The organism is Salinispora mooreana (genome assembly GCF_000379065.1).
Classification (GTDB): domain Bacteria; phylum Actinomycetota; class Actinomycetes; order Mycobacteriales; family Micromonosporaceae; genus Micromonospora; species Micromonospora mooreana.
In genome coordinates this window covers 2,582,298-2,597,319 of record NZ_KB900614.1, presented here as the reverse complement: position 1 = coordinate 2,597,319, position 15,022 = coordinate 2,582,298, and the positions used below count along the sequence as shown (strand labels likewise).

The following is a 15,022-nucleotide window of genomic DNA, read 5'->3' as shown; positions in this document are numbered from 1 at the left end:
TGAAACCTGAATCGGATCTGACCGGCGGCGGGCGCCGCAGGCGGGTCGCGTGCGCGGTGGTTGCCCGCTGCGGGTTAGTCTGCGGGTTCACCAGGTCCGCGCAGCCGGGCGACGGTACGGCGGCCACCGGACGAGGATCGAGAAGGTGCATCTCAAGAGCCTGACGGTCAAGGGCTTCAAGTCCTTCGCCTCAGCGACGACGCTGAAGCTGGAACCGGGCATCACCTGCGTGGTGGGTCCGAACGGCTCCGGCAAGTCGAACGTTGTCGACGCCATCGCCTGGGTCCTCGGCGAGCAGGGCGCGAAGGCCCTGCGGGGCGGCAAGATGGAAGACGTCATCTTCGCCGGCACCGCCGGGCGGGCACCGCTGGGCCGCGCCGAGGTGACCCTCACCATCGACAACACCGACGGCGCGTTGCCGATCGAGTACACCGAGGTCTCGATCACCCGCCGGATGTTCCGCTCCGGCGAGAGCGAGTACGAGATCAACGGCGACTCCTGTCGGTTGCTCGACATCCAGGAGCTGCTCAGCGACTCCGGTATCGGCCGGGAGATGCACATCATCGTCGGGCAGGGGCGGCTCGACGGCATGCTGCACGCCAAGCCGGAGGACCGGCGGGCCTTCATCGAGGAGGCGGCCGGTGTCCTCAAGCACCGCAAGCGCAAGGAGAAGGCGCTGCGGAAGCTCAACGCGATGCAGACCAACCTCAACCGGCTCACCGACCTCACCGCCGAACTACGCCGCCAGCTCAAGCCGCTCGGCCGGCAGGCCGAGGTGGCCCGCCGGGCCGCGGTGATCCAGGCGAACCTGCGGGACTCCCGGCTCCGACTACTCGCCGACGACCTCGCCACCCTCCGCAGCACCCTGGCCAAGGAGATCGCCGACGAGACCGCGCTGCGCGAGCGGCGCGAGCGGGTCGAGGCCGAGCATGCCGAGGTGCAGGCCCGCCTCGGCGAGCTGGAGGCTGCGCTCGCCGAGGACGCCCCGCTGCTCGCCGCCGCCCAGGACACCTGGTACCGGCTCTCGGCCCTGCAGGAGCGGTTCCGGTCGATGGAGCAGCTTGCCCGGGAGCGGCGGCGTCACCTCAGCGCCACACCCGACGACGAGCGGTCAGGTCGTGACCCGGTCCAGCTGGAGGCGGAGGCGGAGCACGTCCGCGAGCAGGAGGAGGAGCTTCGCGCGGCGCTCACCGACGACCAGATCCGGCTGGCGGAGGCGGTGGAGCACCGGCAGGAGTTGGAGCGGCAGCTCGCCACCGCCGAGCGGGAGCTGGTGGCGGCGGCGAAGGCCATCGCCGACCGGCGGGAGGGGCTGGCCCGGCTGGCGGGACAGGTCAACTCCGCCCGCGCCCGCACCGCCACCGCCGGTGAGGAGATCGAGCGCCTCACCACCGCGTACGCCGACGCCCTGGCCCGGGCGGAGCGGGCCCAGGCCGAGCTGGACGCGGTGCAGGAGCAGTCCACCGAGGCCGATCGGGACAACGCCGGCCTGGACGACCGCCACGCCGAGGCGGTCGCCGCCCAGGAACAGGCGCAGGCGGGGGTCCGGTCGTGCAGTGATGCGGAACGATCCGCGGAGAAGGACGCCGCCACCTGGAAGGCCCGCGAGGAGGCGCTCGCCCTGGGTCTGCGCCGTAAGGACGGCGCGGGCGCCCTACTCGCTCGGGCGGGTGAGGTGCCGGGGCTGCTCGGCGGCCTCTCCGGGCTGCTCACCGTCTCGCCCGGGCATGAGGCGGCCCTCGCCGCTGCGTTGGATGGGCTCGCCGACGCCGTCGCGATCAGCGGCGTGGACGAGGCGGCCGAAGCGATCCGCCTACTCAAGATTTCCGACGCCGGTCGCGCTGGTCTGCTGGTGGGCAGCCCGGCCGGCCCCGGCATGACCGGCCCGGCCGACGCGCTACGCCCCAAGCTGCCGGACCGGGCCCAGTGGGCGCCGGACCTCGTGGAGTGCGCCCCACAGATCCGTCCCGCCGTACACCGGGCACTGCGGGATGTCGTCCTCGTTCCCGATCTCGCCACCGCCGCCGAGGTCGTCGGCGACAATTCCGAGCTGCGAGCGGTGACCCCGGAGGGGGACGTGCTCGGGGCGTACGCCGCCGCTGGCGGGTCGGCCAAGGCGCCGAGCTTCATCGAGGTGCAGGCCGCCGTGGAGGAGGCGCGTACCCATCGCGCCGCCGCCGAGCGGACCGCTGCGCAGCTACGCGAGCAGCTGGTGCAGGCGCGGGCCGAGGTGGCCGTGGCGAAGGAGGCGGTGCAGCAGGCCGCCGCCGCGAAGCGGGAGGCCGAGAGTCACCGTAACGCCGCCGCTCGTCGCCTCGCCGAGCTGGGGGCCGCGGCACGGTCGGCGCGGGCCGAGACCGAACGGCTCGGTGCGGCCCGTTCCCGCGCGGCCGAGGCCCGCGAGCGGGACCTCGCCACCCTGACCGAGTTGGCGGAGCGGCTGCGGCTGGCCGAGGAGGCGCCGGTGGCCGCGGAACCCGCCACGGAGGAGCGCGACGAGCTCGCCGCGGCCCTCCCTCGAGCCCGGCAGAACGAGATGGAGGTACGGCTGGCGGTGCGCACCGCCGAGGAGCGGGTCGCCTCGATCGCCGGACGGGCCGACTCGCTACGCCGGCAGGCCACGGCCGAGCGGGCCGCCCGGGAGCGGGCGGCGGCGCGACGGGCGGTGCGTACCCGGGGCGCCGCGGTCGCCGGGGCGGTGGCCGCCGGAGCGCACACGGCGCTGGCCTGGCTCGATGTCTCCATCGGCCAGGCGGCGCAGCAGCGGGACGCCGTGGCCAGTCAACGCGCCGCCCGGGAGGCCGAGCTCGCCGAGGTGCGCGGCGCCGCGAAGCGCCTCGGTGCGGAGCTGGAGCGGCTGACCGGCCAGGTGCATCGCGACGAGGTCGCCCGCGCGGAGCAACGGCTGCGGATCGAGCAGCTGGAGGCGAAGGCGGCCGAGGACTTCGGCCTGGACCTGGCGACCCTGATCGCCGAGTACGGTCCGGCCCAGCCGGTTCCGCCGACCGACGCCGAGGTCGCCGCCGCCGAACGGGACGGCCAGCCCGTGCCCGAGCCGGTCCCGTACGAGCGGGCGGTGCAGGAGAAGCGGGCCGCCAAGGCGGAGCGGGAACTGACCCTGCTCGGCAAGGTCAACCCTCTCGCGCTGGAGGAGTTCGCGGCGCTGGAGGAGCGGTACAAGTTCCTCTCCGAGCAGCTGGAGGACCTGAAGGCCACCCGGCGGGATCTGTTGACCGTGGTCAAGGACGTGGATGACCGGATCCTGGCGGTCTTCGCCAGTGCGTTCGCCGACACTGCCCGGGAGTTCGAGCAGGTCTTCAGCGTGCTCTTCCCCGGCGGTGCCGGGCGGCTGGTGCTCACCGAACCGGACGACCTGCTCACCACCGGCGTCGAGGTGGAGGCCCGCCCGCCGAGCAAGAAGATCAAACGCTTGTCGCTGCTCTCCGGCGGGGAGCGGTCGCTGACCGCGGTGGCGATGCTGGTGGCGATCTTCCGGGCTCGGCCCAGCCCCTTCTACATCATGGACGAGGTGGAGGCGGCGCTCGATGACGTGAACCTGGGCCGCCTGCTCACGCTGCTCACGCAGCTGCGGGAGAAGAGCCAGCTGATCGTCATCACGCACCAGAAGCGGACGATGGAGGTCGCGGACGCGCTCTACGGCGTGACCATGCGAAACGGGGTTACCCAGGTAATCAGCCAGCGGCTCGACCGAGCCGGGGGCGGGCAGGAGGATAACGAGTGAGTCGGGAACGAGCGACGGCGCTGTTGGTGGACTTCGATGGGGTGCTGCGCCGCTGGGACCCGGCGGTCGCCGCCGGCGTCGAGCGGGCGTACGGGCTCACCGACGGTGTCCTCGGCGAGATCGCGATGTCCTGGGGGCTGCTCCAGCCGGTACTGACCGGCCGGGTGAACCACGCCGAGTGGACGGCCAGCGTGGCCGCGGCGCTGACCTCGTCGGTGGGGGAGCAGCAGGCCCAGGCGGCCGTGCACGAGTGGCAGCGCTACCGGGGCGAGGTCGACCCGCAGGTGTTGGCGTTCGTCCGGGAGGTCCGGGCGTCCGGGGTTCCGGTCGGGCTCGCCACGAACGCCACCGACGTACTCGATGCCGACCTCGCCGCCCTCGGGCTCGAGGGTGAGTTGGATGTCGTGGTCAACTCGTCGGTCGTCGGCGTGCACAAGCCGGCGAAGGAGTACTTCCAGGCGGCCTGCGAGGCGCTGGGCACCTCGCCGTCGCGGGTGCTGCTCGTTGACGACGACGACCGGGTGGTCGCGGGGGCCCGGGTGGCCGGCCTGTCGGCGCACCGCTGGAGCGGCCCCGGCGACCTGCGCTACCTGCGGGCCGCCCTGGCTCCGGCCGGCTGACGGTCAGTCTCCGGTGACACCGTCGAGGCGTTCCCGGATCAGGTCGGCGTGCCCGTTGTGCCGGGCGTACTCCTCGATCATGTGCAGGTAGACCCAGCGCAGGCTGAGCCGGTGGCTGCTGCCGTCCCGTCGGTGCAGGGTGAATTCCTCGTCGAGGTCGCGCCCGGCGGCGGCGGCGTCGGCGGCCGCGATCTCGGCCCGGAGCGCGGCGACATCGGCCTCCGGGTCGGCGGTCTCCACCCGGAACTCGGCGTCCGGATCAGCGGTGAAGTCGAATAGGTCGGGCAGGTCCTGCCCGGCGAAACGCTGCCGGAACCAGGCCCGCTCGACGTAGGTCAGGTGCCGAACCAGGCCGAGGAGGGAGAGTGGGGACGGTTCGACGCTCGCGGTGCGTAGCTGATCGGCGGTCAGGCCCGCGCACTTGTGCAGCAACGTGTCCCGGTGGTAGTCGAGCCAGCCGGTGAGCAGGGCGCGTTCCGCGCCGTGGTCGGGCTCGGGTCGGCGGTCGATCTCAGGTGCTTTCCAGATCATGCCCGTATCCTCGCGCCGGTCCGGGTCCGGGGCGAGCGCATTACCCGGCGAGCCGGGACCGCGGCGTCGGCGTCAGCCGCTGGTGAGCTGGTGGCGCATCACCTCCTGTAGCGCACCCGCGCTGGTGGTGCCCGCGATCGTCACCTCGGCCGCCCGTCCGTCGTGTCGCAGGGTGCCGATGGCGTTGCCGAAGTACGGGTCGGCCAGCTTCGTCCAGCGCAGCGGCCGCCGGCCGGTCCCGGCGGTGCGAGACAGTGCTCGGGCGGCCATGGCCAGGGCAGGTGACCAGCCCAGCCGCAGCGGTAGGCGCATCGCGTCCGGCACCTGGTTGTGCAGCGGGGAGCAGGTGAGCTGGTGGACCGGGGTGATCACCGCGGGATCGGCGAATCGGGCCCGAGCCACGTACGAGTGGTGCACGTCGCCGCTGAGGACACTGATCGACGCCGGCCGCGGGGCGCCGGGGTCGCTCGCCGCCGGCTGCCCGGGCTGCCCCGGCTCACGGGGAGGCCGGGTCGTCCCGTCCGGCGTGCCGCCACCGATGCGGGCGAGGAGGGCGCCGAGCGCGTCGAAGGAGCGCCGGAACGCCGCCCAGTGCTCGAGGTCGACAGCGCGGCGCAGCTTCTCCGCCGCGTTGGCCACCCAGTGGCGGTGGGAGTCGGCGAGCACCTCGTTCCACGCCTCCACGTGGTGGATGGCGGGCGGCAACAGCCAGGGCAGGGACGAGCCCAGGACCAGGTGGTCGTAGCTGCCGTGGGCCTGGTCAACCAGCCAGGACCACTCGGCCGGCGGCAGCATCGCCCGCCGGCCCGGCGCCAGCACCCGGCCGCACCGGTTGTCGAGCATGACCAGGCGGGTGCGGCCGACATCGAGCGCGAAGCTCCACTGGTACCGCACCGCCGGCCGCCGCTCGGAATCGTGCGCGAGGTCGGACTCCCGGTCGACCTGGTGACCGAAGTCGCGCAGTACGCCGGTGGCGTCCGCCGCGGCGGTCACCCTCGCGTAGAGCGGGTCGGCCGCGACCTCCTCCGGCGCGAGATTGCCGAGGTGCTGGTAGACCCAGTAGGAGGCCAGCCCACTGCTGATGCGCTCGCCCCACCAGGGCTGGGCGCGGGCGTCCGCGCGCCAGGCGGCGGAGGTGTTCCAGTCGTCCACGATCTCGTGGTCATCGAATATCATGACGCTCGGCACGGTGGAGAGCAGCCAGCGGGTCTCCGGCGCGCGCCACGACTCCAGGTAGAGCTTGGTGTACTCGTCGAAGCTGACCACCTGGTCCACCGGCGCGCCCACCGGCCGTCGGCGACGCCGCCGGAGTAGCCGGCGTACGGTCGGTGAGGTCTCGTCGGCATACACCTGGTCCCCGAGGAGCACCAGCAGGTCGGGCAGCTCCGCCGGGTCGGGGGTGGCGGCCAGCCCCCGGGCGTACGCGTCGAGCGCGTCCGGCGGCAGCCGGCGGGCGGTGGCGTGCTGGGTGGTTTCCCGGCACGAGCCGAACACCAGGCGTACCGGCTGGTCCCGGTCGTCGGCGGCCCGGGTGCGGATGACGCTGGGCCGGTACGGGCCGGGCAGCGGCCAGACGGGTTCCCCGTCGAGCAGCACCTCGTAGCTGCTGGCGGTGTCGGGGCTCAGCCCGGAGACCACGACCAGGGCGTAGTGGTGCTGGTAGGCGGAGAAGGTGGGTGCGGTGCCGGTGGCACCGTCGGCGGTACGGACGGTGACCGTCGCCGGGGCGCTGGTCTCCACCCAGATGGTGGCCCGCGTGCCGACCACCCGGCGCAGCAGCGGGCCGACGAGCAGGTCTGCGGCGGGCATGGTGGGCCTCCCGATGAGCGTGTCGTCCCTGCTACCCGGCCGGCGGGGTGCAGCAGTGGGTGCGACGAGCCTATTGCCCGCCGGTTTCCGGTGGGGGTGCAGTGGTGGAGACGCAGTCGCCCGCGTCTGACAGGATTTCGGGCATGACGGATTACCTCCTCATCGCACTCGCCCTGCTCGGCGTGCTGATTCTCGGCACCGTCGGGCTGGTGGCACCGAAGCTGCGCCGCCGTCGGGAGCCCCCGCTGCCGACGACGGAGGTCGAGACCGGCGCCGAGGAGGACCTCGCCGGACCGCCGGTCGAGGCGGCCGAGGCGGAGCCGTCCACCGGGATCCTGGTCGAGCCGCCGCCGGCTCCCCCGGTGCCGGAGGTCCCGGTTGAGGTCCCGGTGGAGGTCCCGGAGCCGACCGCCGGACGGTTGGTTCGGCTCCGCTCCCGGCTGTCCCGCTCGCAGAACGTGTTCGGCAAGGGGCTGCTGGGCCTGCTCAGCCGGGACCGCCTCGACGAGGAGACCTGGGAGGAGATCGAGGACAGCCTGATCACCGCGGATGTCGGCATCGACTCCACCCGGGAGATCGTTGACCGGCTCCGCGAGCGGACCCGGGTGCTCGGCACCCGCACCGTGGCTGAGCTGCGTACGCTGCTCGCCGCCGAGCTGGTCAACGCCCTCGATCCGGAGCTGGACCGCGCCCTGCACACGGCGCCGAAGGACGGCGTGCCGGCGGTGCTGTTGGTGGTGGGGGTCAACGGGGCCGGGAAGACCACCACCTGCGGCAAGGTCGCTCGGGTGCTGGTGGCGGATGGCCGAAGTGTGATCCTCGGCGCGGCCGACACGTTCCGCGCCGCCGCCGCGGACCAGCTGGAGACCTGGGCGGGCCGGGTCGGGGCGGAGACCGTCCGGGGTCCGGAGGGGGCCGATCCGGCCAGTGTCGCCTTTGACGCGGTCAAACGCGGGATCGAGACCGGGGTGGACACGGTGTTGGTCGACACCGCCGGCCGGCTCCAGAACAAGGTCGGCCTGATGGACGAGCTGGGCAAGGTCAAGCGGGTGGTGGAGAAGCATGGTCCGATCGATGAGACGCTGCTGATCCTCGACGCCACCACCGGCCAGAACGGTCTGGAACAGGCGCGGGTCTTCACCGAGGCGGTGGACGTGACCGGGGTCGCGCTCACCAAGCTCGACGGCACCGCCAAGGGCGGCATCGTGATCTCCGTGCAGCGCAAGCTGGGCATCCCGGTGAAGCTGGTCGGTCTCGGTGAGGGCAAGGACGACCTGGCTCCGTTCGACCCGGCGCAGTTCGTGGACGCGTTGCTGGGCGCCGAGACCGGGCCGGACGCGTAACCCCACGGTGATGACCAACGATCGCGCCCACGCGGGGTGGCGCGACCCGCACCGCCCGACGTCCCGCCTCGGGCGGCCCTATGTGATGGCCCAGGAGATCCCGCTGCGCGGCGGCAACGTGAGCACGGTGGTCCGGGTCGGGGACACGGTCCGGCGCAACGCCGGCCCGTGGACACCGTCGGTGCACGCCCTGCTGCGGCACCTGGAGTATGTGGGCTTCACCGGCGCCCCCCGGGCGCTGGGGATGGACGAGCGTAACCGCGAGGTGTTGTCGTACCTGGAAGGGGAGTGCGGGGAGTACCCGCTGGCCCCGCACTGGGTCACCGACGAGGCGCTGGTGACGGTCGCCACGATGCTGCGGATGTTTCACGACGCGCAGTACGGCCTCGTCCTGCCGGAGGGGGCGGTGTGGCGCTCCTTCGGCCCGTCGCCGGAGAACGAGGTGATCTGCCACCACGATGTCGCCCCGCACAACGTCATCTGGCGCCCGGACGGCACCCTTGGGATGATCGACTTCGATCTCGCCTCGCCGGGATCCCGCATCTACGACGTCGCGTACGCGGCCTGGACCTGGGTGCCGGTCTTCGCCGACCGTGACTCGATCACCCTCGGGTGGCGGCGTCCGGACCGGCCGCGGCGGCTGCGGCTCTTCGCCGACGCGTACGGGCTCCTCCCGCGCGACCGGCATCGGTTGGTCCGTACCATCCGCAAGCGGATCGTTGACCATGTGGAGGGCATCCGGCGGATGGCCGCGGCCGGGGATCCGGCCTTCGTGCGGATCGTCAACCGGGGGCACCTGCGCCGCCCGATGCGGGATCTGCGCCTGCTCGAGTACGAGCGGCACGCCCTGGAGGGCGCCCTGCGCTGACGGTCGGCTGCCGCGACCTCATCCGTCCGGATGGATCCGGCCTTCTTCACACGTACGAAACAGGTCGTCACCGCCTGGAAATCGATGGGTGACGCTACCGGAAACAGGGAACGAGCAGGCTTCCGGGTAACCGGTGGACGGGCAGCGCTGCCTCGGAAGCCGTTAGGGAGGGAACCTCACCTTAGGAGGCCAGCGTGCCTGACGCACCGACCATCGACACCGGCAACACCGCGTGGCTGCTGGTGTCGAGCGCGATCGTGCTGCTCATGACGCCTGGACTGGCGCTGTTCTACGGCGGCCTCAACCGGGCCAAGGGCGTCCTCAATATGATCATGATGAGCTTCTCCGCGATCGGGCTCGTCAGCATTCTCTGGTTGTTCTACGGCTTCTCCGCCGCTTTCGGCACGGATCAGGGCGGGGTCATCGGCGACCTCGGCCAGTACCTCGGCACCAAGACCTTCATGGCGGAGACCGACCTGTGGGGCGAGACCGGCATCCCGCTCTACGTCTTCATGGCGTTCCAGATGATGTTCGCTGTCATCACCGTCGCCCTGATCAGCGGTGCGATCTCGGACCGGGCCAAGTTCTCCGGCTGGCTGCTGTTCGTGGTCGGCTGGGCGAGTCTGGTCTACTTCCCGGTCGCCCACTGGGTCTGGGGCGGCGGATTCATCGGTGCGGAGCTCGGCGCGCTCGACTTCGCCGGTGGCACCGCGGTGCACATCAACGCCGGGGCGGCGGCGCTGGCCCTGGTGCTGGTGCTGGGCCGCCGGCTCGGCTGGCCCCGGGAGACGATGAAGCCGCACAACGTCCCGATGGTCGCCCTCGGTGCCGGCCTGCTCTGGTTCGGCTGGTTCGGCTTCAACGCCGGCTCCGAGTTGACCGCGGACCTGACCACGGGGCTGGCCTTCGTCAACACCCAGGTGGCGACCGCCGCCGCCGTGCTCGGCTGGTTGCTGGTGGAGCGGGCGCGGGACGGCCGGCCGACCCTGGTCGGCGCCTCCTCCGGCGCCATCGCCGGGCTGGTCGCGATCACCCCGGCCTGCGCCTTCATCACCCCGTGGGCCGCGGTGCTGCTCGGCCTGGTCGCCGGTGCGGGCTGCGCGTTGGCCGTGAGTCTGAAGTATCGGCTGGGCTTCGACGACTCGCTCGACGTCGTCGGCGTGCACTTCGTCGGTGGCTGGATCGGCTGCCTGTGGATCGGTCTCTTCGGCACGTCGTCGGTCAGCTCGCTGGTCAGTGACGAGGGCCTCTTCTACGGGGGTGGGGTGGCCCAGATGGGCGTCCAGGCACTCAGCGCGGTGATCGTCACCGGCTACTCCTTCGCGGTGGCGTTCGTCCTCGCCCTCGTCCTGGAGAAGACGATCGGCTTCCGGGTCGGTGAGGAGGCCGAGGTGGCGGGGATCGACATCGCCGAGCATGCCGAGAGCGGCTACGACCTCTCTCCCGCCGCTGGTGCCGCCGGTGGCGGCGCGTTCGCGGCGGCGGGCCTGGCCGGCGGGAAGCCGGCCGGGGAGAGCAGCGCCGCGGAGCAGGTCGCGTCGGCCTCGTCGGCGGGTGGTCGGCGGTGAGCGGCGGGCCCGCCGTCGGGCAGGTCGCTGGTTAACGTTCCGGGAATGGAGGGGTTGGACATGAAGCTGGTGACCGCGGTCATCAAGCCATACCAGCTGGACGCGGTGAAGGAGGCCCTGCACGCGCTCGGTGTGGCCGGCCTGACCGTCAGCGAGGTCCAGGGGTACGGCCGTCAGAAGGGGCACACCGAGGTGTATCGGGGTGCCGAGTACACGGTGGAGTTTCTGCCCAAGATCCGGGTGGAGGTACTCACCGACGAGCTGGATGTTCACAAGATCGTTGACGCCGTCGTCGCCGCCGCCCGGACCGGCAAGATCGGTGACGGCAAGGTGTGGGTCACCGCGGTCGAGGAGGTCGTCCGGGTCCGTACCGGTGAACGCGGCCTCGACGCCGTGTAGGCGCCCCGCCGGCGGGAGTGGGCACCGATGACCTCGTTGATCAAGAAGCGTACGGCCGGACCGGACCTCCTGGTCAACGAGGTCAGCGGTGCTCCCGGCGGGATCGACGCCGGCACCCGGGCGGCCCGGGCCGCATCCATCGACGACTGGCTCGCCGGGCTGCTGCCCGGGCGGGACGGGGTCGCGCTGGTCGCGGTGGGCGGGCTCGGCCGTCGTCAGTGCGCCCCGTACGGGGACCTCGACCTGCTGCTGCTGCACGCCGACGTGCCCGAGGTGGACGAGCTGGCCGCCGGCATCTGGTATCCGGTCTGGGACGCCGGGCTGCGGCTCGACCACTCGGTACGAACCGTCCCCGAGGCCCTCGTGGTCGCCCAGGATGATGTCCGGGTGGCTCTCGGCCTGCTCGACGCCCGCTTCGTCGCGGGTGACGAGGCGCTGGCCGACCGGTTGGTTCGCTCGGCCGCCGACCACTGGCGGCGGGGCGCGGTGCGCCGACTGCCGGGGCTGCGTGAGCTGACCGAGGCCCGCTGGGCGGCCCACGGGGAGCTGGCCTTCCTGCTCGAGGGGGATCTCAAGGAGGCCGCCGGTGGGCTTCGCGACGTGGGGCTCCTCCGAGCGATCGCCCGCGCCGGCGTCACCACCGCGCTCCGGCCCGCGGTCCGCGCCGCCCACCTGCGACTACTGGACACCCGCGACGCGCTGCACCTGCGGGCCGGCCGGCGGGTGGACCGGCTGGTCGCCCCGGAACGCGCCGGGGTCGCCGCCCTGCTCGGGCTGCGCCAGCCGCGGGCCGACCCGGCGGCGGAGCCGGTGGACGAGGGGGACCTGCTACTGCGCCGGGTCGCCAACGACGCCCGGACCGTCAGTCACGCCCTGGACGACGCCTTCCGGGCAGCCGACCGGCTCCGCGCCCGGCGCCGGGGCGCCGACGGGCGACCGCTCCGTCGGCCGGTGGCCCGGGACGTGGTCGAGCACGACGGTGAGCTGGTGCTCGCCCGCGCGGTGATCGGGGTACGCCCGGAGCCGAGCCTGTCCCTGCGGGTCGCCGCCGCGGCGGCGACCACCGGTCTGCCGATCGCGGCGGCCACCTGCGAGTGGCTGGCCGCCTACTGCCCACCGCTGCCGAATCCCTGGCCGGCCGCGGCGCGCACCGCCCTGGTCACGCTCCTGGGCGCAGGGCCGGGGCTGGTGTCGACGTGGGAGACGTGCGACCGGTACGGGCTGGTTGACGGCTGGCTGCCGGAGTGGACCCGGATCCGGAGCCTGCCCCAGCGCCACCCGGTGCACCGGTTCACCCTCGACCGGCACCTGGTGCAGACCGCGTACGAGGCCAGCCGACGTACCCGGGAGGTGGACCGGCCGGACCTGCTCCTGCTCAGTGCCCTCCTGCACGACGTGGGCAAGGGGCTACCCGGTGACCACAGTCAGGTCGGTGCGCCGATCGCGACGGCGGTCGCCGCCCGGATCGGCCTGCCCGCGGCCGAGGTGGCGCTGATCGGGCGGTTGGTCCGGTTGCACCTGCTCCTGCCCGAGGTGGCGACCCGTCGCGACCTGGCCGATCCGGTGACCGTGGCCGGCGTGGCGGCGAAGGTCGTCGACACCACCACGCTGGAGCTGCTGCACGCCCTGGTCCGGGCCGACGCGGCGGCCACCGGACCGGCCGCCTGGTCGCGTTGGAAGGAACGGCTCGTCGCCGATCTGGTGGCGCGGGTCCGCACCACACTGGACACCGGCCGGCCACCCGAACCGCCCGTTCCGGATCCGGCCCTGGTCGCCGGCCCGCTGCCGGTTGTCCGGCTGACCGGGGACGAGGTGGCGGTGGCGGCGGCCCACCGGCGTGGCCTGCTCACGACGGTGGCCGGTTGTCTGGCCCTGCACCGGCTCGACGTGATCTCCGCGGATGCCTCGACGGTGTCCGGGCGGGCACTGGTCGAGTTCCGGGTCCAACCCCGCTACGGCCTCGCGCCGGATCCGGTAGCGCTCGGCGCCGACCTACGCCGGGCCGTGGCCGGTGACGGGTCGGTGATTCAGCGGTTGCGGGGTGGGGCCGTCACCGCCGGTGGCGCGGGGCCCGCGCCCCAGGTGCGGTGGTACCGGGAGGCCGCCACCGACGCGGTGGTGTTGGAGCTGCGGGCGGCTGACGCCGCTGGCCTGCTCCACCGGGTCAGCGCCGCGCTGGACGAGGTGGGAGTTCAGCTGCGGGCGGCGCGGATCTCCACCCTCGGCGCCGCCGTGGTGGACGCGTTTTACCTGGTCGGTGCCGGGCTGGACGCCGAGACCCAGGCGCGGATCTCCGCCGCTGTCCTGGCTGCGGCGCGATGAGGGGGCGAATTGTGTCCGCCGGATGGCGGGTCCGCGGGCGGCGTCGGGTGCGTCGGGTGTGCCGGCCGGAAGCGGGTGCATCGCGGGCCGGATACCCTAGCGGTGGCTGGACAGCTCGTCCGGCCGTGCTCGTGCTCACCAGAACTCTGACAAACGGGATGTTCGCGTGTTTGACACCTTGAGTGACCGCCTGTCCGGGATCTTCACCAAGCTCCGCGGTAAGGGACGGCTCACCGACGCCGACATCGACGCCACCGCCCGCGAGATCCGGCTCGCGCTGCTGGAGGCGGACGTGGCGCTGCCGGTGGTCAAGGGCTTCATCGCGCGGGTCAAGGAGCGGGCGCGGGGCGCCGAGGTCTCCCAGGCGCTGAACCCGGCCCAGCAGATCGTCAAGATCGTCAACGAGGAGCTGGTCAACGTCCTCGGCGGGGAGGCGCGGCGGCTTCAGTTCGCCAAGCAACCGCCGACCGTGATCATGCTGGCCGGTCTCCAGGGCTCCGGCAAGACCACCCTCGCTGGCAAGCTGGCAAGCTGGCTGCGCGGCCAGGGTCACCAGCCGCTGCTGGTCGCCGCCGACCTACAGCGCCCCAACGCCGTCGGGCAGCTCCAGGTGCTCGGTGGTCGCGCCGGCGTCGAGGTGTACTCCCCGGAGCCCGGCAACGGCGTCGGTGACCCGGTGCAGGTGGCCCGCGCCTCGATCGAGCACGCCCGTCGGGCTGCCCGGGACATCGTCATCGTGGACACGGCCGGCCGCCTCGGTATCGACGCCGAGATGATGCAGCAGGCGGCCGACATCCGGGACGCGGTCAACCCGGATGAGGTCATCTTCGTCATCGACGCCATGGTCGGCCAGGACGCGGTGCGCACCGCGGAGGCGTTCCGGGACGGCGTCGGCATCACCGGTGTGGTCCTCTCCAAGCTCGACGGTGACGCCCGTGGTGGTGCCGCGCTGTCGGTCCGGGAGGTCACCGGCCAGCCGATCCTCTTCGCCTCCACCGGCGAGAAGCTGGAGGACTTCGATGTCTTCCACCCGGACCGGATGGCCAGCCGGATTCTCGGCATGGGCGATGTTCTCACCCTGATCGAGCAGGCCGAACAGGCCTTCGACGTCGATCAGAAAGAGAAGATGACCGCCAAGCTGATGGGCGGTGAGCAGTTCACCCTGGAGGACTTCCTCGACCAGCTCATCGCGGTTCGGCGGATGGGGCCGATCGCCAACGTGCTGGCCATGATGCCCGGCATGGGGCAGATGAAAGACCAGCTCGCCGAGGTGGACGACAAGCACTTCGACCGGATCACCGCGATCATTCGGTCGATGACCCCGGCCGAGCGCACCAACCCGAAGATCATTAACGGTTCGCGTCGGGCCCGCATCGCCAACGGCTCCGGGGTCACCGTGATGGACGTCAACCAGCTCCTCAACCGCTTCACCGACGCCCAGAAGATGATGAAGCAGATGGGCGGCATGATGGGCCTGCCCGGAGGGCGCCGAAAGGCGACCAAGTCGCCGAAGAACAAGCGTAAGGGCGGGAAGGGCGGCGGTCGGTCGCGGGCGGGCACGGGGGCGCGGGGCGGCTTCCCCGCTGGCATGCCGAAGCTGCCGCCCGGCCTGGGCCCCGACGACCTGGCCGGCCAGGGGCTACCGCCGGGATTCAAGCTCCCGAAGATCGACTTCAACAAGCTCGGTAAGGGTGATCAACACCCCCGTTGACCGGGACCGAAACGGGGCCAGGTCGGTGCTGATCGCGGCTGTTCCGGCGCCGGCCGTGGCCGATGCGGCGCCGGTCGTGGCCCGTCGGCGGTGGCCTGCCCGCATGTCC

At 72.6% G+C, this 15,022-nt stretch carries 10 protein-coding genes; 8 read left to right on the top strand and 2 right to left on the bottom strand.

Annotated elements, in window-relative coordinates; translation table 11 throughout:
* Positions 1–145: 145 nt before the first annotated feature.
* Together smc and SALPAC6_RS0112235 are read left to right on the top strand one after the other, a co-directional pair.
* Positions 146–3,742 (top strand): chromosome segregation protein SMC, encoded by a 3,597-nt coding sequence (smc, locus tag SALPAC6_RS0112240; protein WP_018253705.1) that lies wholly within the window; start codon positions 146–148, stop codon positions 3,740–3,742.
* Positions 3,739–4,362, top strand: a complete 624-nt coding sequence (locus SALPAC6_RS0112235; protein ID WP_018253704.1) for an HAD family hydrolase — start codon at positions 3,739–3,741, stop codon at positions 4,360–4,362. Before smc ends, SALPAC6_RS0112235 begins: the two co-directional genes overlap by 4 nt.
* A gap of 3 nt (positions 4,363–4,365) precedes the next feature.
* Here SALPAC6_RS0112235 and SALPAC6_RS0112230 read toward each other — a convergent pair whose 3' ends face one another.
* Positions 4,366–4,893, bottom strand: coding sequence for a DinB family protein (locus SALPAC6_RS0112230; protein WP_018253703.1), 528 nt, complete (start codon positions 4,891–4,893; stop codon positions 4,366–4,368).
* Between the two features lie 72 nt (positions 4,894–4,965).
* Entirely contained in the window at positions 4,966–6,702 is a 1,737-nt protein-coding gene (locus SALPAC6_RS0112225) for an alkaline phosphatase D family protein (RefSeq protein ID WP_018253702.1), read from the bottom strand.
* A gap of 143 nt (positions 6,703–6,845) precedes the next feature.
* Between SALPAC6_RS0112225 and ftsY the strand changes: the two genes are divergently transcribed.
* The 6 genes from ftsY to ffh all read left to right on the top strand — a co-directional run bounded on the left by ftsY (position 6,846) and on the right by ffh (position 14,913).
* Positions 6,846–8,045, top strand: coding sequence for a signal recognition particle-docking protein FtsY (gene ftsY / locus SALPAC6_RS0112220; RefSeq protein WP_018253701.1), 1,200 nt, complete (start codon positions 6,846–6,848; stop codon positions 8,043–8,045).
* A gap of 10 nt (positions 8,046–8,055) precedes the next feature.
* Positions 8,056–8,913, top strand: a complete 858-nt coding sequence (locus tag SALPAC6_RS0112215) for an aminoglycoside phosphotransferase family protein (protein WP_018253700.1) — start codon at positions 8,056–8,058, stop codon at positions 8,911–8,913.
* 194 nt (positions 8,914–9,107) lie between these two features.
* Positions 9,108–10,481, top strand: a complete 1,374-nt coding sequence (locus SALPAC6_RS0112210; protein ID WP_018253699.1) for an ammonium transporter — start codon at positions 9,108–9,110, stop codon at positions 10,479–10,481.
* Positions 10,482–10,541: 60 nt separating this feature from the next.
* Positions 10,542–10,880 (top strand): P-II family nitrogen regulator, encoded by a 339-nt coding sequence (locus SALPAC6_RS0112205; protein WP_018253698.1) that lies wholly within the window; start codon positions 10,542–10,544, stop codon positions 10,878–10,880.
* Positions 10,881–10,907: 27 nt separating this feature from the next.
* Positions 10,908–13,202, top strand: a complete 2,295-nt coding sequence (locus SALPAC6_RS0112200) for a [protein-PII] uridylyltransferase (protein ID WP_018253697.1) — start codon at positions 10,908–10,910, stop codon at positions 13,200–13,202.
* 166 nt (positions 13,203–13,368) lie between these two features.
* The gene (gene ffh, locus SALPAC6_RS0112195) at positions 13,369–14,913 is read left to right on the top strand and encodes a signal recognition particle protein (RefSeq protein ID WP_018253696.1); all 1,545 of its coding nucleotides are present in this window, start codon (positions 13,369–13,371) and stop codon (positions 14,911–14,913) included.
* The last annotated feature ends 109 nt before the right edge of the window (positions 14,914–15,022 follow it).